The following is a 16165-nucleotide window of genomic DNA, read 5'->3' as shown; positions in this document are numbered from 1 at the left end:
TATAATACAAGCAAGGGCAGAACCTCAAAAAAACAGCTCTGCCCAAGAGTAACTAATGACATATCTTATATCAGTTTTTTGAATTTACACAAAACTTGAAACGGTCTCGAATCGTGGGATTTGGTGATATCAATCAATCCGGCTATTTAGACCGGCTGTATGTTCATAAGTATCACCAGAGAGAGGGAATCGCCTCTGCCATCTGTGATAAACTGGAGCAGCAGACAGGAAAGCAGACTATTACGACCCATGCGTCTATTACGGCCAGACCCTTTTTCGAACACAGGGGCTACCGGGTAATCAGACAGCAAAAAGTTGTCAGATGCGGGATAGAACTGACAAATTATGTAATGGAGAAACAGACAGATGGATACAGCTACACTTTCGTTTTTTGAACAGCAGCCGGAAGCGCTTCCGCTGTATGAAGCATTTGCAGGCACAGTTATGGATCAACATCCGGACACGAGTATCAAGGTGCAGAAATCACAGATATCCTTTTCAAACCGGCATCTCTTTGCCTGCGTATCTTTTGCCCGGGTAAAAAAGAAGAAAGAGCTGCCAGATCCCTACCTTGTGATCACGCTTTGCATGCCTTATCCGCTGGAATCTCCCCGGGTGGCTGTGAAGACAGAACCTTATCCGGGGCGGTGGACCACGCATATCGTGATCGGATCAGCAGATGAGCTAGATGAAGAACTGCTGGGCTGGGTAGCAGAGGCATATGCCTTTGCGAGTACGAAATAAACGCTGAGGTGTGTTATGAAGAAAATCAGAAAAGAGGACAGAACGCCCTTGCTGGTAGAGCAGTTGCTTGGCGTATGGGAAAGATCAGTAAGGGAAACCCATCTGTTCTTATCTGACGGGGAAATCGAAGAAATCAAGAAATTCGTGCCGGCTGCCCTGACTGCCGTGCCGGATCTAATCGTTGAAACCAACGCCGAAGGAGCGCCCATTGCTTTTATGGGGATTGACGGCGGAAAGCTGGAAATGCTGTTTCTTACGCCTGAAGAGCGGGGAAGGGGATTGGGAAGAAAGCTGCTGGGATATGGCATTACAGAATATGGCGTCAAAGAACTGACTGTCAATGAGCAGAACTCGCAGGCCAAAGGATTTTATGAGCATATGGGATTTCGGGTTCGGGAGAGATCAGAGATTGACGAGCAGGGGAATCCGTACCCCATCTTGTTTATGAAATTACAATAGCCTGGAATTGGCAGTCGCAGATAAAATTTGAGGAGGGACAAATCATGGAAATATGTGTCAGAAGATTTGAGGAGAGGGATCTGGAAGCATCCCTCAAAATATGGAACCAGGTGATCGAGGACGGGATTGCATTTCCCTTTCTGGACGAATTGGAACCGGAAGAAGGGCTTCGGTTTTTCCAGGAACAGACGTATACCGGCGTGGCGGAGGACAAAGATACAGGAGCCATTCTGGGAATTTATATCCTTCACCCCAATAACGTGGGCCGGTGCGGTCACATATCGAATACCAGTTATGCTGTTTTAAAGGAAGCCAGAGGAAACGGCGCCGGAGAAAAGATGGTCCTGGATTCGATCCAGAGGGCAAGAGAGTGTGGCTTCCGCATTTTGCAGTTTAATGCTGTCGTCAGGACAAATCACGCGGCGCTGCAATTGTATAAGAAACTGGGGTTTGTCCAGCTTGGAGTTATACCGGGCGGTTTTCTGATGAAAGACGGACATTATGAAGATATCATTCCGCATTACTATCTCCTGGAAGACGGGGAATAGAAGCGGGATCTCTGCTGGAATTAAATGGGAGGGTTGAGCATGCAGTATATCAGTCATTATCGTTCCCCCATCGGCGATATTCTTTTAGCTGCGGACGAGATTGGATTGACGGGCTTATGGTTTGAGGGGCAAAAATATTTCGCCCTTCATCTGGACAAGGAACACGAGGAAAAAGAGATTCCCCTTTTTGAAAAAGTAAAACAGTGGCTCGACATTTACTTTTCAGGAAAAGAGCCTGACTTTACTGTACCGCTTCATTTTGCAGGCACAGACTTTCAAAAGGAAGTATGGGAAATCCTCTGCGTTATTCCATACGGCCAGACGATGACATACGGCGAGATTGCAAAGCAGATCGCCGCTAAGAAAGGACTGCCGCGTATGTCAGCACAGGCCGTAGGCGGCGCGGTAGGCCACAATGAGATCTCGATCATTGTGCCCTGCCACCGTGTGGTAGGGGCAAATGGCAGTCTTACGGGATATGCCGGCGGTATAGAGAAAAAAATGTATCTGCTGAAGTTGGAAAAGACAGGCTGTCTTTAAAGTGGACAGACGATGTTGTATTTACTAAGTCTGGACAGAAGTAATGACTAAAGAATTTGTCCATTCTGCCATCTTGTTTTTTAAGAGTCTTTCCACTATAATGAACAGACAATCAACGGGAGAGTTCTTTCTCCACAAAGGGCCGGATCCTCCGGCCGTCCATTTTATATCCGGCGGTTTCCGCCATTTATTTCCAGACCTTTTTTGAGCTCACTTAAAGGTTGCAACGGTTTGTTTTGTTTTCTATAATGAAAGGAGAAAATCGATGATGGCAGTCTGAGAGCGCAGAAAGCAGAGGTGGTACAGATGGTACTGGAAGGATTTGATCAGGAAGCATACGAGAAAGCCATGAAAAAAGAGGGCTATGAGGATGGATATCAAGATGGTAAAAAGGAAGAGCAGGAGCGGGGAATCTGTGGATTGATACATTCTTTGAAGGAATTCGACATTCCGAAGGGGCAGATTTTGCAAAAACTTCAGGACACCTATGAGCTTACAGAAGAAGAAGCCAGGGGTTGTATAGAGAAATATTGGTAGACTGATAACCTGGAAGCTGAGGAGGAACTTTATGAAACGGGAATTAGGAATTGCCAGATGTGGCCTTGCATGCTGTTTATGCACAGAAAATCCAGATTGCAATGGATGTGGATCAAACGGCTGCCCGGATAATGATTCTTGTGAAAATAAAAAATGTTCGATTACAAAAGGGCTGACACATTGTTATGAGTGTGAAGAAGATTGCAGAAAAGGATTATTGAGGAAAATTAAGCCATATACATTTAGCCTGTTTGCCAAAAAGTATGGAGAGGAAAAGCTTCTGGATTGTTTGGAGAGAAATGAGAAAAATGGTGTTGTGTATCATCGAGAGGGTATAAACGGGGATTACGATGACTTTGATGATGTAGAACAGTTAATGAATTTTATCTTAACGGGAGCGCGATAGATTGTTATTAAAGGGATATAGAGTTCATGGAATATAAGATTGATGATAAAGAACTGAAAGCAGACGTTTTTATTTCATTTGTTAATAGAGTATGGGAAGGTCGGTATGATATTGAGAAAACGGAAGCGGCCTTATCTAAGACCATTAATATAACGGCCTATGATGGAGACATGCTTGTAGGATGTCTGCGTATACTTACAGACGGTTATTTTTTCGGAACTATTACAGAATTACTTGTTTTACCGGAATATCAAAAGCATGGTATTGGAAGTAAACTTCTCCATTTGGCAAAAGAAACTTCTCCAACTATGCTGTATTTTGGTGCACAGCCTGGAGTTGAAGCGTTTTATGAAAAAAATGGATGTGAAAAGAGTTTACAGTCGTATATGATAGAAAAAAATGATTCTAAGTCGTAGAGAATCAGTCGGCGATTGTCATCGTGCATATTGAGAAATACGATTGATTTAAGGGGGAAGCAAAAATGGCGGTTTCAAATATAAAAGCGCTGATTCCCGTCGAACTTCACACAGTGTGGGATTTTGTTTTGAATATTGAGAATTACGCTGCCTGGAGAAGTGACTTGAGTAAAACAGTAGTTATCAGTGATAAGCAATTTATTGAATACACCCAAGACAGCTATCCTACAAGCTTTACCGTAACGCTTGTTGAACCATACAGACGATGGGAATTTGATATGGAAAACAGCAATATGACAGGTCATTGGACAGGCATTTTCACTGCCAAAGGCGATGAAACAGAGATAGATTTTACGGAGCAAGTGGAGGCGAAGAAATGGTTGCTAAAACCCTTTGTGAAATCATATTTGAAAAAACAGCAGGCACAATTTGTTGTGGATATAAGAAAAGCATTGGGAGGAAGCAACCTATGAAAGATATGATCGGATACTGCGGGCTGGACTGCGAAAAATGCGACGCATATATAGCGACTGTCAATGACGATCAGGCTTTGCGGGAGAAAACGGCGAAGTTGTGGGCAGAGCTGAATAATGCTCCGATTTTGCCGGAACATATTAACTGTGAGGGCTGCCGTATGAATGGGGCAAAAACGGTATTTTGCGAGCATATATGTGAAATCCGGAAATGTGCTTTGAAAAAAGGTGTTTCCACCTGCGGTGACTGTCCGGATTTAGAAACCTGCCTGACTGTTGGAGCGATTCTAAAAAACAATCCGATGGTTTTGGAGAATTTGAAAGGATAGAATACATAGAATAATAAATTGGAATTTGTAAAGGAGGTAACCTTATGAGAAAATTAAGTTCAGAAGCTGAAAAAATAATGATGGAACGCTTTGGAAAAGACACGGTGATTGCATTAGCAACGGCGGCGAATGAAGTGCCATATGTGCGTAATGTAAATGCCTATTATGAGGAGGGGTCATTTTATATTATTACACATGCACTTTCTAACAAAATAAAACAAATAGAGAATAACCCAAATGTTGCAATAGCGGGTGACTGGTTTACAGCACACGGAAAGGGGAAGAATTTGGGCTATTTTGGAAAAGAAGAAAATCGTATAATTGCAGAAAAACTGAAAAGAGTTTTTGCTGAATGGATTGATAATGGGCATAATAATTTTGATGATGAAAACACTATAATTTTATGCGTGAAATTAACGGACGGGCTGTTACTTTCACATGGAACAAGATATGATTTTTAAATTTCAAATCCCAGTTTGTTAAGCAGACAAATCCTAAGTTGTCGAGCAGAAAATTGAAATTTACGGAGGTGGGTATTGTATGGTGGATAGTAAAAGTATAAAGGAAATGGCGTTTGCGTTAGGTGCAGATTTGTGTGGTATAGCAAGTATAGACAGGTTTGATAATGCACTGAAAGGCTATCATCCTTTAGATGTACTTCCGACTTGCAAATCGGTAATTTCTTTTGGCTGCAGATTTCCAGTAGGAACACTTAGGTGTAAGTCTAATATTCCATATACAAGGGTAAGAAATTCTATCACGTCAAAAATGGATGCGATAGCTCTGGATTTTTGTATTGAAATGGAAAAGAACCAGATAGTATGTGTTCCTATTCCTACAAATGAAAGCCAATGGGATAAAAATACTAACAGATGGCGTTCTATTGTTTCGCAAAAACATATAGCTCAAGCGGCAGGGTTGGGAACAATAGGAAGGCATTCTTTGTTAATAACGCCAGAGTTTGGAAGTATGGTCTGGTTAGGAGCAGTGTTATGTGAACAGGATCTTGAGCCTGATAAAATGAAAGAACCTCTTTGTAATAACTGTAACTTATGTGTTGATATTTGTCCTGTAAACGCTTTAGAAAATCCAGAAATAAGACAGCAATCCTGTTGGGATTTTGCATTTGGAGATGATGAAGAAGAGCAGGTTTGGAGAATAGCTTGTCATAGATGTAGGGATATTTGTCCGTATAACTTAGGCAGTCAAAATTCGATTTTGAGGGGAAACGATTAAGGTAAATCCCAGTTTGTGTGGGAGCAATAAATTTAAGAATGATAAGAAACAAGTAAGATATGAGTTACTCTATAAGAGAAATGCGAAAAGAAGAATATAGTCTGCTCAGTGACTTTTTGTACGAAGCAATTTATATTCCGGCTGGTACGGCTGCGCCGCCTAAATCTGTAATAACTTGTCCCGAATTGCAAATATATATTGCAGATTTTGGAAACAGCAAACACGATAAGGCTTTGATTGCAGAAATTGACGGAAATATTGTAGGAGCAATATGGGCAAGAATTATGAACGACTACGGACATATTGATGAGAATACGCCTTCCCTTGCAATGTCCGTTCTTAAAGCGTACAGGAGTATGGGAATCGGAACTTCATTACTCACACAAATGCTGTCAACGGAAAAAGCTGCTGGTTATGCAAAGCTTTCTTTATCTGTTCAAAAGGATAATTATGCAGTGAAGCTATATCGAAAAGCGGGATTTACGACAGTTTGCGAGACGGATGAAGAATACATTATGATCGTTGACCTAAATTCTATTTGCAAAATGGAGGAAGAAAATGGCTTTTGACTACAAGAAAGAATACAAAGAATTTTATATGCCGAAGAACAAGCCCGGAATTATAGAGATTCCTCAAATGAACTACATAGCAGTCCGGGGGAAAGGCAATCCCAATGAGGAAGACGGAGAATACAAAAACTCCATCGGCTTGTTATATGGCATTGCCTTTACTATAAAGATGAGCTACAAGGGGACGCATAAGATCGAGGGTTTCTTTGAGTATGTGGTGCCGCCCCTTGAAGGGCTCTGGTGGCAGGAAAACACACAGGGACTTGATTATGCAAGAAAAGAAGATATGCACTTTATCTCTATGATCCGGCTGCCGGACTTTGTAACGAAGAAAGATTTTGAGTGGGCAGTTCAGGAAGCAACGAAAAAGAAGAAGCAAGATTTTTCAAAAGTCGAGTTCTTCCCCTATGACGAAGGATTATGCGTTCAGTGTATGCACATCGGTTCTTACGATGATGAGCCTGCCACCGTTGATCTCATACACAACTATATGAAAGCAAACGGATATGAGCTGGATATTACGGATACAAGATACCATCACGAAATTTATCTGAGCGATCCGAGAAAATGCGATGTGAGCCGGCTGAAAACAGTCGTGCGACATCCAATCCGGAAAGCAGAATGATCGGAGGTTAATATGCCAAAAGAAATTGCCCCCAAAGACACGACGCGGGCTGCGGCCTATGAACTTTGGATGAAAGCACCCAATCCAATGGTAACTTTTTTCAGGACCTTTGATGTGACCAACTTGATTAGAGTCAGCAGGAAAAGAAGTCTGAAGTTTAATATGCTGCTGGATTACTGTATCGGCAGAGCCGCCGTAAAGGTAAAGGAGTTTTATATCCTTCCGGTGGGCGATAAGCTCATACAGTATGACACCATAGCAGTCAATACCATCGTGAAAAACAAAGAGGGCGAAGTCAGCTCCTGCGACCTTTCCTATAAAGCCGAGTTAGATCAGTTCAACGAGGAGTATCTGAAGTACACAGCGCAGGTCGCCGCAAGCTGTCAGGGCAGGGACTTATCCGAAAACAGTATGGTCATCGGCACGTCCGCTATCATAGATACAGAACTTGATGGAGCTGTTGGTATGAACAGCGGTATTTTCAATAATCCGTTCATTATTTGGGGCAGATACAAAAAGAAATGGTTCCGATATTACTTGCCAATCTCGTTCCAGTTTCATCACACGCAGATGGACGGGGCACATGCGGGTAGATTTTTGGAAAGACTGCAGGACGAGATCAATAGGCTGAAATAGCGGAAGGATGAATAGGAGTATCATAGATTATGAATAAGATGTGGTCAGAACTAAACAAAACAATGCAGGCGCAAATTAAGAAAAAAGATACTTATGAAGAAGGCATTGCCACATTATTTCATTTGCGAAATCAGTTAATGGAGACCTTAATATCTCTTCATGAAGAGTTGACCAGAGAAGATTTTAATGCGATTCCATTTATAAATGCAAGCGGTTATCACAGTAAAACCATTGCATATTCTATCTGGCATATTTTCCGCATTGAGGATATCGTTGCCCATACATTGATAAATGAAAGCAGGCAGATCTTTTTTGCGGGCAATTATCAAGAACGTATTAATTCGCCTATCATTACAACAGGAAATGAATTGGTAAAAGAGCAGATTGCGGAGTTTTCAGAACAACTCAATCTGGAAGAACTTTATTCCTATATTTTCGAGGTGAAGAACAGTACCGAGAAGATCATTAGTGGTCTGGCTTACGATGAGATGAAAAAGAAAATATCAGAAGAAAGAAAAGAACAGTTAAAATCACTAAATGTTGTAAGTGATGATGAAAATGCAAGCTGGCTGATCAATTACTGGTGTGGTAAAGATATTCGCGGGCTGATACAAATGCCATTTTCAAGACATTGGATTATGCATATAGAAGCAAGTTTGCGTATAAAAAATAAGATACATTAAAAACGCAAAACAGACTTATAGTGCTGATAATTTTATGGAGGTGTCCACATGGAACGAGATCCATTTAAGGAATATTTAAGAGCGTCTGAACCGGATAAGGCCAGCCGGGGCTATATCTGGAGTACGGCGATCGGTCTGCAGGCGGTGGACGGCCTGAGCCCTTCAGATTATCTGCTTGACACGGCAGTTAAAAATATTGAAGGGGATATTACGTTCGATGAGGCGAAAAGCCTGATCGACAGTTATTATGCGAATAACCATGTGGCTTCCGATGAAGCGCGTACAGAAGAAGCGGATAAAGTTTCCTCGCGGATCGCAGAGATCCTGTCAGAAGAAGCATTTTCTTTTTCGCCCAACGAATATATTGCGATCCACCGCCGGCTGTTTCATGGAATCTATACATATGCAGGAAAGATCCGGGATTACAATATCACAAAGAAAGAATGGGTCCTGGACGGGGAGACTGTTTTATACGGAAGCGCTTCTGAGTTAAGGGCAACTTTGGACTATGATTTTTCGCAGGAGAGGGCTTTTAGTTACAAAGGACTTTCGATGGATGAGATCATTCATCATCTTGCGGTATTTGTTTCCCGGTTATGGCAGATCCATATTTTCGGAGAAGGCAATACGAGGACAACGGCAGTATTTTTCATTAAGTATCTGAAAACGCTGGGTTTTTCTGTTACGAATGACATTTTTGCAAAGCATGCGTGGTATTTCAGAAATGCCTTAGTTCGCGCCAATTATACGAATTTGCAGAAAGATATACATGAAACAACGGAATATCTGGAGCTATTTTTAAGAAATCTCATTTTAGGTGAAAATAACGAGCTGCATAACCGGTATCTGCATATAAGTGGATATTGGACGCCCAAAAAAGTAGACATTGGAGAGGAAAAAGTAGACTTTAAAACCTCAAAAGTAGACATTGAACATAGATTATCGGATCAGGGGAAAGCATTTTCCAGCAAGACAAAAGAACACATTTCTCAGATGTTTGACCAATTTGGTTATGATGGTGTTTTTGGGAGAAGTGCGGTTGTCCGGATCCTTGGACTTCAGAATTCCAGTGTTTCCAAACTGCTTTCTAAACTGTTGCAGGCAGGAGTAATAGAACCGGTGTCCGGATACGGCAAGGGGAAATACAGATTTAAGAAGATATAGAATTGCGTGGCTTGGGAAGTTGCCGTCAGGGGGAGTACCTATGAAAAGATATATCGCAGAAATTATAATCTTTTGTATGCAGCTTTTTATGTTTTACATTTCGCCGCTGTTGGCGGGACCAACCGATGGTATGGGAATGGTCGCTTTCATTCTGTTTGCGACCCTGATCCTGTCCATTTTGCTTGGCAGCATTTCCAAAAACAGAATAAAATATTTGTATCCGGCGGCAGCGGCAGTGGTTTTTTTGCCCTCCGTATTTCTTCACTATAATGGGACGGCGTTCGTACATGCAGTCTGGTACTTTGTTGTAGCGGCAGTTGGCATGTTGATCGGAACGATCATTTTTAAGGTGCTGCACCGGATGTAAAAGAATTCTTGCTGTTCTTTTCCCGGCAGATCAGCTATTGTGAAGGCGGAGGTGGTAGGATGTCTTTGGGAAGCAAGATCCAGCAGATCAGAAAAGAGCGCGGCCTTAGCCAGGAACAATTTGCCGATCAGTTTCATGTGACTAGACAGACGGTCTCAAACTGGGAAAATGACCGGAATTACCCGGATATGACATCCCTGCGGCAGATCAGTGAGACATTCGGGATTTCTTTTGATATCCTGTTAAAAGAAGATGAGGTATACCTTAAAAGAGTGGATGATTCTGTAAAGAAGGTCCCGGTTTTGAAGAGGCTTTTGCTGGCGCTGCTCGGGATCCTTTTGGTCGCGGTACTGACTTTTGTAATGATCCTGCACAATGCATTTCAGGCGACGGAAGACGGCGCACGTATCAACAGCGATACACAGGTGAGGATGACCGTGAACCTGCGGGAATCGTCGCCTTCGCGGGCGATCACGTATACTGCGGAGTCTGAAAAGGCCAAACCGGAAGCCTATAAGAAAGCAGTCCTTGGAAAGATTGAGGGGGATATTCCCATGGTATCCCTGCAAGCTGATCCCGCGGTGGTCTTACATTTTCAGGACTATGATTATCAGGATATCCGGCCGGAGTTGGTCCGGAGCGTGCAGGGAGAGTTCCGGGACGGGACAAGCGACGATCCTGTATGGATCGCGGACGATCTGGCCTTTGAACAGGAGGGCAGCGATGTGAAGGTGGCCCTTGATTCCGGCAGGTTTATCCGGGACAGGGGCGGTGAGGATATCTGTGGGACATGCGTCCTCACCATTGAATACAGGTATCAGGGAGAAGAGTATATGAGTGTGACGGCAGTTTATCTGTCCGGCCAAGCACACGGGAGGTGACAGGGACAATGAAACTGAAAAATGTTCTGATCGTTGTAAAGGATATTGAGAAAGCAAAACAATTCTATCATGAACTTTTCGGACTTGACGCAGTACTTGAAAGCGACGGCAACGTGATCCTGACAGAGGGCCTTGTGCTCCAGGATGAAGAGATCTGGAAGCAGGCCCTGGGAAAAGATGTTCTTACAGGGAGCAACGCCTGTGAACTTTATTTTGAGGAGAAGAACATAGAGGCATTTGCGGAAAAACTGGAAAAGACATATCCGGCCCTCTGCTGCGTGAACCATCTTGCGCCCTGCGGTCCGGGCCGGAAGATGCTGCGTTTCTATGATCCGGACGGGCATCTGATCGAGGTGCGCACACCGGACTGCCTGTGATAAGGGATCTGCAAAAGGAGGGAGAGTAAAAATGAAAGCGATCGTATATAAAGGGAATGGGCAGATCGCCATGGAGGAGCGCCCGGTACCGGTGCTTCAGGATCCAGGCGACGCGGTCATCCAGGTGACGCTGACGACGATCTGCTCCAGCGATATCCACATCAAGCACGGCGCCGTGCCAAGGGCTGTGCCCGGCGTGATCCTGGGCCACGAGTTTGTGGGCAGGGTCGCAGAAGTCGGAAGCGCTGTGAAAAAGGTAAAGCCGGGCGACCGGGTTGCCGTGAATGTGGAGACTTTCTGCGGGGAATGCTTTTTCTGCAGGAGGGGATTCGTCAATAACTGTACAGACCCGCAGGGCGGCTGGGCGCTGGGATGCCGGATCGACGGGGGACAGGCGGAGTATGCGAGGATTCCCTATGCGGACAACGCGCTGACTGTGATCCCGGATCACGTGACAGACGAGCAGGCGCTTTTTACAGGCGATCTTTTGTCTACCGGCTACTGGGCTGCGGGGCTTGGCAAGATCGGGCCCTCCGATACAGTGGCTGTGATCGGCGCGGGGCCGACAGGCCTGTGCACGATGCTGTGCGCGCGTCTGTTCCATCCTGCGAGGATCCTTGCCATTGATACAGACCCGTTCCGGCTGCAGCTTGCAAAAGAGCAGGGCCTTGCAGATGTGACCCTTGTTCCCGGAAGGGAGGATGTCCTGGGAGCGGTTCAAAGCCTGACAGAAGGGAGGGGCGCGGACGTGGTCTTTGAGGTGGCCGGAGGAGCGGACACCTTCCGGACTGCCTGGCAGATCGCAAGGCCCAATGCAGTAGTGGTGATCGTGGCCATGTACGAGGAGCCGCAGATGCTTCCCCTGCCGGATATGTACGGAAAAAACCTGGTCTTTAAAACAGGCGGTGTGGACGGCTGTTCCTGCGGGGAGATCATGGATCTCATTGCGTCCGGAAAGCTTGACGCAGAGTTCCTGATCACGCACCGGTGCGGATTGGATGAGATATTGAAGGCCTATGATATTTTTGAGAACAGGAAGGAGCATGTGGTCAAATACGCTGTGCGGATCTGACCTATAGACACCGTCTATAAATGGACTTATATATGTGAATTATGAATTTGCCGGTCTCGTTTTATGCGTCTATAATCTAGGATGAAGTAAAACCTGACTGGAGGATGAGATTATGAAGAAGAGACTACTGAGCAGTCTGCTTGTGTCCGCACTCAGCATCTCCCTGCTGGCCGGCTGTGGAAGCGCAGGCAGTGATGATGCGGCCGAGGGCGGCGAGAGCACGGAAGAAAGCGGGAACAAGATTACCTTTATGGCGCCCGACTGGGCAATCCCGACGGAGGAGCAGCTTGCAGCGTTCACAGAAGAGACAGGCATTGAGGTCGAGTGCTCTGAAGTGGGATGGGACGATATCCGCGAGAAGATCGCAACAGCCGCGGCGGCTAATCAGTGCGCGGCCGACGTGGTGGAAGTGGACTGGTCCTGGGTAGGTGAATTCTATGCAGCGGACTGGCTTGAGCCGCTGGAGGTGTCAGACGAGGACAAGGCAGACATGCCGACCATTGAGACATTTACAGTGGATGACAAAGTGCTTGCTATGCCTTACGCCAATGACTACCGTCTGTCTTACTATAACACAGAGCAGTTTGCCGCTGCGGGCATTACGGAGGAGCCCCAGACATGGGATGACGTGCTGGAAGCCTGCCGCGCGCTGAAAGAGAGCGGTACGGTAGAGCATCCGTTTGCCATTGCGCTGAATGCGGAAGAGAAGACATCCACATGCCTGATGTGGCTTGCCTATACCATGAACGGTGTCGTGTGGAATGAAGACGGTACGTTCAACGAGGAGTCTGTAATGGAGGCGCTTCAGTATATGGAGACGCTGATCAATGAGGAACTGGTGGCGCCGGAAGATAAGACATCCTCCGGAATGGACGCCTACATGCGGATCTGCGGCGGAACGGCCTCCTTCCTGACTGGTCCCACATCCTTTGTGTCCAGGATCCAGGACGAGGAACTGTGCAGCGTAGTCGGCCAGATCACACCGATCCTGACACCGGGAAAAGACGGGAAAGCCCAGCAGACGATGCCGCTTCCCGAAGCGATCGGCGTAAGCAGCATGTCTGAGAATAAAGAGGCAGCGAAACAGTTCGTCGAGTGGTATACATCTGCGGATATGCAGAAGCAGCTCAATGACACAAACAGCGCGATCCCGACCCGCAACTCTGTTCTTGAGGAGCTGATCAACGAGGGAACGATCAAGAATTCCGGCGCTATGCTGGAAGAGGCAAAACTTGTGGCATCCCCGTTCCCGAACGGTATTCCGTCCTACTATGCTGAGATGTCCAGCGCCATGTACAACGCGATCAACAAGATGGCCCTCGGCGAGCTGAACGCGCAGGAGGCATACGCTGAGATGTCCGGCGCTCTGGAGGAACTGATCAGCGAAGAATAGACAGAACAGGAAGAGACGTATGAAAAAAAAGATCTTTCCATATTTGTTGCTGACACCCATGATTCTTATCATGGGTGTATTAGTATTTTATCCGATCGTTGCCACGTTTTCCTACAGTTTGAAGAAATGGAAGCTGACAGCGCCGGGAGATATCCGGTTTATCGGCCTGAAAAACTATCTGCAGATACTTGGCTCAGATGACTTCTGGTACAGTATGCAGAACACGCTGTTTATCCTTGTGTTTGTAGTTGCCTGCACGACGCTCCTGGGCTTCTTTATAGGTACATTTTTAAATATACGCGTGCGCTTCTCCGGCATACTCCTTGCGCTGGCGGTCCTTCCCTGGGCGCTGCCTCCCTTCGTGAACGGCATCCTGTGGCGCTTCGTGTTCTACTCAGGATACGGATTTTTAAACAAATTACTGACAGGGATCGGCCTGACGGAGGAGCCGGTGGAATTTCTTGCTTCCAGATGGAGTCTGCTTCTTGTTGTCTCCATCGTGGTCGTGTGGCGGAGCGTCCCCTTTATGGCGCTTGTCTGCATGGCGGGGCGTCAGTCTATCCCCACTGGATTCTACGAGGCCGCCAGGATAGACGGCGGTTCGCGCTGGCAGATCTTCCGCCGGATCACGCTGCCGCTCATGCTCCCGTTTCTCGGTGTGGGTGTCACATCCACATCTGTGACGGCGATCAACGTGTTTGATGAGATCGTAGCGCTGTCCGGGTACAGTGATCTTGCCAAAAACATTCTGATGGACAGCTACCTGACTACATTTACATTCCTGAATTTCGGGGAGGGTGCTGCCATGACGTATATTGTTCTGTTTTTCGCGCTGATCCTGGGGATCTTTTATCTCAGAAGCCTGGCTAAGGAGGTGTCCTACGAATGAGATATGCAAAAAAAACGGGATATGTTCTGGCGCTTATCCTGTTTCTGATCTTTACAGCAGGTCCGTTTGTCTGGACATTTATTCTTTCCGTCACACCGGAGCATGCCATGTTTACCGGGGACGGGGGACTGCTTCCGGAGACTGTCATCTGGGATAACTATACGGAGCTTTTTTCGGGCGGACAGAGGGGCAGCCGCTTCTTTGTCAGCCTTGGAAATTCCCTGAAAGCGGCTGGCCTTACGCTGTGCATCGGCATACCGGTTGCGCTTGTATCTGCCTATGTGCTTGGAAGAATGAGATTCCGCGGGAGAGAACTGATCCGCAGTCTGCTTCTTATCACCATGGTCATTCCGGTCATGGCCACGATCATTCCCCTGTACAGGATGTTTGCAGAGGGAGAACTGCTGGACAGCCTGTTCTGGCTCACCCTTGTCTATATCAGTTCCTACCTGCCCATGGCTGTATGGCTCATCTCCAACTATTTTTCCACGATCCCCGGGGAACTGGAGGAGGCGGCTCTCATAGACGGGTGCGGGAGAGTGCAGTCATTTCTGCGCCTGATCCTGCCTCTCTCAAGACCTATCATTCTGTCCGTTGCGCTGATCATGTTTCTCAACACATGGAGTCAGTTCCAGATCCCCCTGATCCTGGCTTCTTCCATGGAGACCAAACCAATGGCGATCGTGGTCTCTGAATTTGTCACGAAAGACAGCATCCAGTACGGACTTGTTGCAGCCGCAGGTATGCTCGCACTCATACCTCCCGCAGTGGCGGCGCTTGTATTCCGCAGATATCTTGTCGCCGGCATGACGAGTGGCTCCGTGAAAGGATAGAAAAAGATTGACAAGGGTACAAACTGGGCGCCGTGTCGATCCTGGCCATCTGGATGATCCTTGGATCGGGCGTGACAGTGGATACCACCGGTATGGATCTGGAGGGAGCGCTGTTTGGCATCGTCGGACTGTATGCCTTCAATGCGTTCAAGGTCATCGCCGGCCTGATTGAGATCGTGATCAACATCATTCTTCTTGCGGTCCCGTACTATTATCTTCACAACGCAGTGAGGAACTTCAAAGACTGATGCGAAGAAGCCATGCACAGGAAATTCTGTGTATGGCTTTTTTTATTGTTTTGTGTCAAAATAGAGAGAGGGAGTGATCACAATGAAAGAAAAATGGATGAGCAGTATCATGGCCGGCATCTTCATTTCCATGGGTGCCATGACGTACCTGGCGATCCCGGACAAGACCGTGGGAAGCCTCTTCTTTGCCGTGGGCATCCTGTTGGTCCTCAACCTGCACAATATGCTCGTGACACGGGTGTGCCCCCTTATGGTGTACGACCGCAGGTACGGCTGGGCAGACGCAGGCATTGCCTGGGCCGGCAACGGGATCGGGGCGCTTCTTGCAGCGGCGGCTCTGCAGGTGACGAGGTTTAAGGACACGATCTGGGAGACGCTGGCAGGGATCAGCGAGACGAAACTGGGAGACGGACCGGCAAGTCTTTTTGTGCTGGGTATCTTCTGCGGCTTTTTCGTCGCGTTCGCAGTGCTGGTGGGGGCAAAATTTGAGAGAGGCTCTTTTGCCCAGATCTTCTATGTATGGCTGTTTATCACAGCTTTTGTCCTGTGCGGGTTTGAGCATATCGTGGCGGATATGTTCTACCTGTCCTGCTATGCCATGGGAGCCGGGGCAGACGCGCTGGCGGTAGTGAAGGTGCTCGTGTCCGTCTCTGCAGGCAACCTGGCCGGCGGTCTTTTTATCGCCTGGGCAGTGAGACGGCTGGATCACAAATAAAAGCAGAAAAGGAGGATGTGAACAT

General features: G+C 46.6%; 26 protein-coding genes. All 26 read left to right on the top strand.

What is annotated here, in order from left to right:
• Positions 1-113 precede the first annotated feature (113 nt).
• A complete protein-coding gene (locus H6A20_RS10475; RefSeq protein ID WP_420846599.1) occupies positions 114-395 on the top strand; it encodes a GNAT family N-acetyltransferase in 282 nt (93 codons plus the stop codon).
• Complete coding sequence (locus H6A20_RS10470) at positions 367-744, top strand: DUF5655 domain-containing protein (RefSeq protein WP_204907076.1); 378 nt, start codon at positions 367-369, stop codon at positions 742-744. The genes H6A20_RS10475 and H6A20_RS10470 overlap by 29 nt, the downstream gene beginning before the upstream one ends.
• Before the next feature lie 15 nt (positions 745-759).
• Positions 760-1203 carry a GNAT family N-acetyltransferase gene (locus H6A20_RS10465; RefSeq protein ID WP_204907075.1) on the top strand — a complete coding sequence of 148 codons (444 nt, stop codon included), beginning with the start codon at positions 760-762 and terminating at the stop codon, positions 1201-1203.
• Between the two features lie 44 nt (positions 1204-1247).
• Complete coding sequence (locus tag H6A20_RS10460) at positions 1248-1751, top strand: GNAT family N-acetyltransferase (protein WP_204907074.1); 504 nt, start codon at positions 1248-1250, stop codon at positions 1749-1751.
• 39 nt (positions 1752-1790) lie between these two features.
• Positions 1791-2291, top strand: coding sequence for a methylated-DNA--[protein]-cysteine S-methyltransferase (locus tag H6A20_RS10455; RefSeq protein WP_204907073.1), 501 nt, complete (start codon positions 1791-1793; stop codon positions 2289-2291).
• Between the two features lie 306 nt (positions 2292-2597).
• The gene (locus H6A20_RS10450; protein WP_204907072.1) at positions 2598-2828 is read left to right on the top strand and encodes a hypothetical protein; all 231 of its coding nucleotides are present in this window, start codon (positions 2598-2600) and stop codon (positions 2826-2828) included.
• A gap of 31 nt (positions 2829-2859) precedes the next feature.
• Positions 2860-3234: a DUF3795 domain-containing protein gene (locus H6A20_RS10445; RefSeq protein WP_204907071.1), complete on the top strand. Its 375-nt coding sequence runs from the start codon at positions 2860-2862 to the stop codon at positions 3232-3234.
• Between the two features lie 26 nt (positions 3235-3260).
• On the top strand, positions 3261-3650 hold the full coding sequence (locus tag H6A20_RS10440; protein WP_204907070.1) for a GNAT family N-acetyltransferase: 390 nt from the start codon (positions 3261-3263) through the stop codon (positions 3648-3650).
• A gap of 65 nt (positions 3651-3715) precedes the next feature.
• Positions 3716-4123 carry an SRPBCC family protein gene (locus tag H6A20_RS10435; protein WP_204907069.1) on the top strand — a complete coding sequence of 136 codons (408 nt, stop codon included), beginning with the start codon at positions 3716-3718 and terminating at the stop codon, positions 4121-4123.
• Positions 4120-4452: a DUF3795 domain-containing protein gene (locus H6A20_RS10430; protein WP_204907068.1), complete on the top strand. Its 333-nt coding sequence runs from the start codon at positions 4120-4122 to the stop codon at positions 4450-4452. Before H6A20_RS10435 ends, H6A20_RS10430 begins: the two co-directional genes overlap by 4 nt.
• 44 nt (positions 4453-4496) lie before the next feature.
• Positions 4497-4913, top strand: a complete 417-nt coding sequence (locus H6A20_RS10425; RefSeq protein WP_204907067.1) for a pyridoxamine 5'-phosphate oxidase family protein — start codon at positions 4497-4499, stop codon at positions 4911-4913.
• 79 nt (positions 4914-4992) lie between these two features.
• Complete coding sequence (locus H6A20_RS10420) at positions 4993-5688, top strand: 4Fe-4S binding protein (protein WP_207750403.1); 696 nt, start codon at positions 4993-4995, stop codon at positions 5686-5688.
• Positions 5689-5747: 59 nt separating this feature from the next.
• Complete coding sequence (locus H6A20_RS10415; protein WP_204907066.1) at positions 5748-6257, top strand: GNAT family N-acetyltransferase; 510 nt, start codon at positions 5748-5750, stop codon at positions 6255-6257.
• The gene (locus H6A20_RS10410) at positions 6247-6882 is read left to right on the top strand and encodes a GyrI-like domain-containing protein (RefSeq protein ID WP_204907065.1); all 636 of its coding nucleotides are present in this window, start codon (positions 6247-6249) and stop codon (positions 6880-6882) included. The genes H6A20_RS10415 and H6A20_RS10410 overlap by 11 nt, the downstream gene beginning before the upstream one ends.
• A gap of 12 nt (positions 6883-6894) precedes the next feature.
• Positions 6895-7518 (top strand): CatA-like O-acetyltransferase, family 2, encoded by a 624-nt coding sequence (locus tag H6A20_RS10405; RefSeq protein WP_204907064.1) that lies wholly within the window; start codon positions 6895-6897, stop codon positions 7516-7518.
• Positions 7519-7547: 29 nt separating this feature from the next.
• Positions 7548-8201: a phage head-tail adapter protein gene (locus H6A20_RS10400; RefSeq protein ID WP_204907063.1), complete on the top strand. Its 654-nt coding sequence runs from the start codon at positions 7548-7550 to the stop codon at positions 8199-8201.
• Between the two features lie 48 nt (positions 8202-8249).
• The gene (locus H6A20_RS10395; RefSeq protein ID WP_204907062.1) at positions 8250-9365 is read left to right on the top strand and encodes a Fic family protein; all 1116 of its coding nucleotides are present in this window, start codon (positions 8250-8252) and stop codon (positions 9363-9365) included.
• Positions 9366-9405: 40 nt separating this feature from the next.
• A complete protein-coding gene (locus H6A20_RS10390) occupies positions 9406-9732 on the top strand; it encodes a hypothetical protein (protein WP_204907061.1) in 327 nt (108 codons plus the stop codon).
• Positions 9733-9791: 59 nt separating this feature from the next.
• The gene (locus tag H6A20_RS10385; RefSeq protein WP_204907060.1) at positions 9792-10613 is read left to right on the top strand and encodes a helix-turn-helix domain-containing protein; all 822 of its coding nucleotides are present in this window, start codon (positions 9792-9794) and stop codon (positions 10611-10613) included.
• A gap of 8 nt (positions 10614-10621) precedes the next feature.
• Positions 10622-10990, top strand: a complete 369-nt coding sequence (locus H6A20_RS10380; RefSeq protein WP_204907059.1) for a VOC family protein — start codon at positions 10622-10624, stop codon at positions 10988-10990.
• 31 nt (positions 10991-11021) lie between these two features.
• Positions 11022-12062 carry an alcohol dehydrogenase gene (locus tag H6A20_RS10375; protein WP_204907058.1) on the top strand — a complete coding sequence of 347 codons (1041 nt, stop codon included), beginning with the start codon at positions 11022-11024 and terminating at the stop codon, positions 12060-12062.
• Between the two features lie 112 nt (positions 12063-12174).
• The gene (locus H6A20_RS10370; RefSeq protein ID WP_204907057.1) at positions 12175-13455 is read left to right on the top strand and encodes an ABC transporter substrate-binding protein; all 1281 of its coding nucleotides are present in this window, start codon (positions 12175-12177) and stop codon (positions 13453-13455) included.
• A 58-nt stretch (positions 13456-13513) separates the two neighbouring features.
• Positions 13514-14344, top strand: a complete 831-nt coding sequence (locus H6A20_RS10365) for a carbohydrate ABC transporter permease (protein ID WP_243426207.1) — start codon at positions 13514-13516, stop codon at positions 14342-14344.
• The gene (locus tag H6A20_RS10360; protein ID WP_204907055.1) at positions 14341-15177 is read left to right on the top strand and encodes a carbohydrate ABC transporter permease; all 837 of its coding nucleotides are present in this window, start codon (positions 14341-14343) and stop codon (positions 15175-15177) included. The genes H6A20_RS10365 and H6A20_RS10360 overlap by 4 nt, the downstream gene beginning before the upstream one ends.
• Positions 15178-15209: 32 nt before the next feature.
• The gene (locus H6A20_RS10355; protein WP_204907054.1) at positions 15210-15425 is read left to right on the top strand and encodes a hypothetical protein; all 216 of its coding nucleotides are present in this window, start codon (positions 15210-15212) and stop codon (positions 15423-15425) included.
• A gap of 82 nt (positions 15426-15507) precedes the next feature.
• On the top strand, positions 15508-16140 hold the full coding sequence (locus H6A20_RS10350; RefSeq protein ID WP_204907053.1) for a formate/nitrite transporter family protein: 633 nt from the start codon (positions 15508-15510) through the stop codon (positions 16138-16140).
• The last annotated feature ends 25 nt before the right edge of the window (positions 16141-16165 follow it).

This window comes from Mordavella massiliensis (genome assembly GCF_016901695.1).
Lineage (GTDB): Bacteria > Bacillota > Clostridia > Lachnospirales > Lachnospiraceae > Claveliimonas > Claveliimonas massiliensis_A.
Note: the sequence above shows the minus strand (reverse complement) of the source record. Positions and strands in the feature narration are given on the sequence as shown.

Excerpts from the sequence above, each read along its gene's own strand:
- H6A20_RS10470 (WP_204907076.1), top strand. The coding sequence starts at position 367 with ATGGATACAGCTACACTTTCGTTTTTTGAACAGCAGCCGGAAGCGCTT.
- H6A20_RS10465 (WP_204907075.1), top strand. The coding sequence starts at position 760 with ATGAAGAAAATCAGAAAAGAGGACAGAACGCCCTTGCTGGTAGAGCAG.
- H6A20_RS10460 (WP_204907074.1), top strand. The coding sequence starts at position 1,248 with ATGGAAATATGTGTCAGAAGATTTGAGGAGAGGGATCTGGAAGCATCC.
- H6A20_RS10455 (WP_204907073.1), top strand. The coding sequence starts at position 1,791 with ATGCAGTATATCAGTCATTATCGTTCCCCCATCGGCGATATTCTTTTA.
- H6A20_RS10450 (WP_204907072.1), top strand. The coding sequence starts at position 2,598 with ATGGTACTGGAAGGATTTGATCAGGAAGCATACGAGAAAGCCATGAAA.
- H6A20_RS10445 (WP_204907071.1), top strand. The coding sequence starts at position 2,860 with ATGAAACGGGAATTAGGAATTGCCAGATGTGGCCTTGCATGCTGTTTA.
- H6A20_RS10440 (WP_204907070.1), top strand. The coding sequence starts at position 3,261 with ATGGAATATAAGATTGATGATAAAGAACTGAAAGCAGACGTTTTTATT.
- H6A20_RS10435 (WP_204907069.1), top strand. The coding sequence starts at position 3,716 with ATGGCGGTTTCAAATATAAAAGCGCTGATTCCCGTCGAACTTCACACA.
- H6A20_RS10430 (WP_204907068.1), top strand. The coding sequence starts at position 4,120 with ATGAAAGATATGATCGGATACTGCGGGCTGGACTGCGAAAAATGCGAC.
- H6A20_RS10425 (WP_204907067.1), top strand. The coding sequence starts at position 4,497 with ATGAGAAAATTAAGTTCAGAAGCTGAAAAAATAATGATGGAACGCTTT.
- H6A20_RS10420 (WP_207750403.1), top strand. The coding sequence starts at position 4,993 with ATGGTGGATAGTAAAAGTATAAAGGAAATGGCGTTTGCGTTAGGTGCA.
- H6A20_RS10415 (WP_204907066.1), top strand. The coding sequence starts at position 5,748 with ATGAGTTACTCTATAAGAGAAATGCGAAAAGAAGAATATAGTCTGCTC.
- H6A20_RS10410 (WP_204907065.1), top strand. The coding sequence starts at position 6,247 with ATGGCTTTTGACTACAAGAAAGAATACAAAGAATTTTATATGCCGAAG.
- H6A20_RS10405 (WP_204907064.1), top strand. The coding sequence starts at position 6,895 with ATGCCAAAAGAAATTGCCCCCAAAGACACGACGCGGGCTGCGGCCTAT.
- H6A20_RS10400 (WP_204907063.1), top strand. The coding sequence starts at position 7,548 with ATGAATAAGATGTGGTCAGAACTAAACAAAACAATGCAGGCGCAAATT.
- H6A20_RS10395 (WP_204907062.1), top strand. The coding sequence starts at position 8,250 with ATGGAACGAGATCCATTTAAGGAATATTTAAGAGCGTCTGAACCGGAT.
- H6A20_RS10390 (WP_204907061.1), top strand. The coding sequence starts at position 9,406 with ATGAAAAGATATATCGCAGAAATTATAATCTTTTGTATGCAGCTTTTT.
- H6A20_RS10385 (WP_204907060.1), top strand. The coding sequence starts at position 9,792 with ATGTCTTTGGGAAGCAAGATCCAGCAGATCAGAAAAGAGCGCGGCCTT.
- H6A20_RS10380 (WP_204907059.1), top strand. The coding sequence starts at position 10,622 with ATGAAACTGAAAAATGTTCTGATCGTTGTAAAGGATATTGAGAAAGCA.
- H6A20_RS10375 (WP_204907058.1), top strand. The coding sequence starts at position 11,022 with ATGAAAGCGATCGTATATAAAGGGAATGGGCAGATCGCCATGGAGGAG.
- H6A20_RS10370 (WP_204907057.1), top strand. The coding sequence starts at position 12,175 with ATGAAGAAGAGACTACTGAGCAGTCTGCTTGTGTCCGCACTCAGCATC.
- H6A20_RS10365 (WP_243426207.1), top strand. The coding sequence starts at position 13,514 with ATGATTCTTATCATGGGTGTATTAGTATTTTATCCGATCGTTGCCACG.
- H6A20_RS10360 (WP_204907055.1), top strand. The coding sequence starts at position 14,341 with ATGAGATATGCAAAAAAAACGGGATATGTTCTGGCGCTTATCCTGTTT.
- H6A20_RS10350 (WP_204907053.1), top strand. The coding sequence starts at position 15,508 with ATGAAAGAAAAATGGATGAGCAGTATCATGGCCGGCATCTTCATTTCC.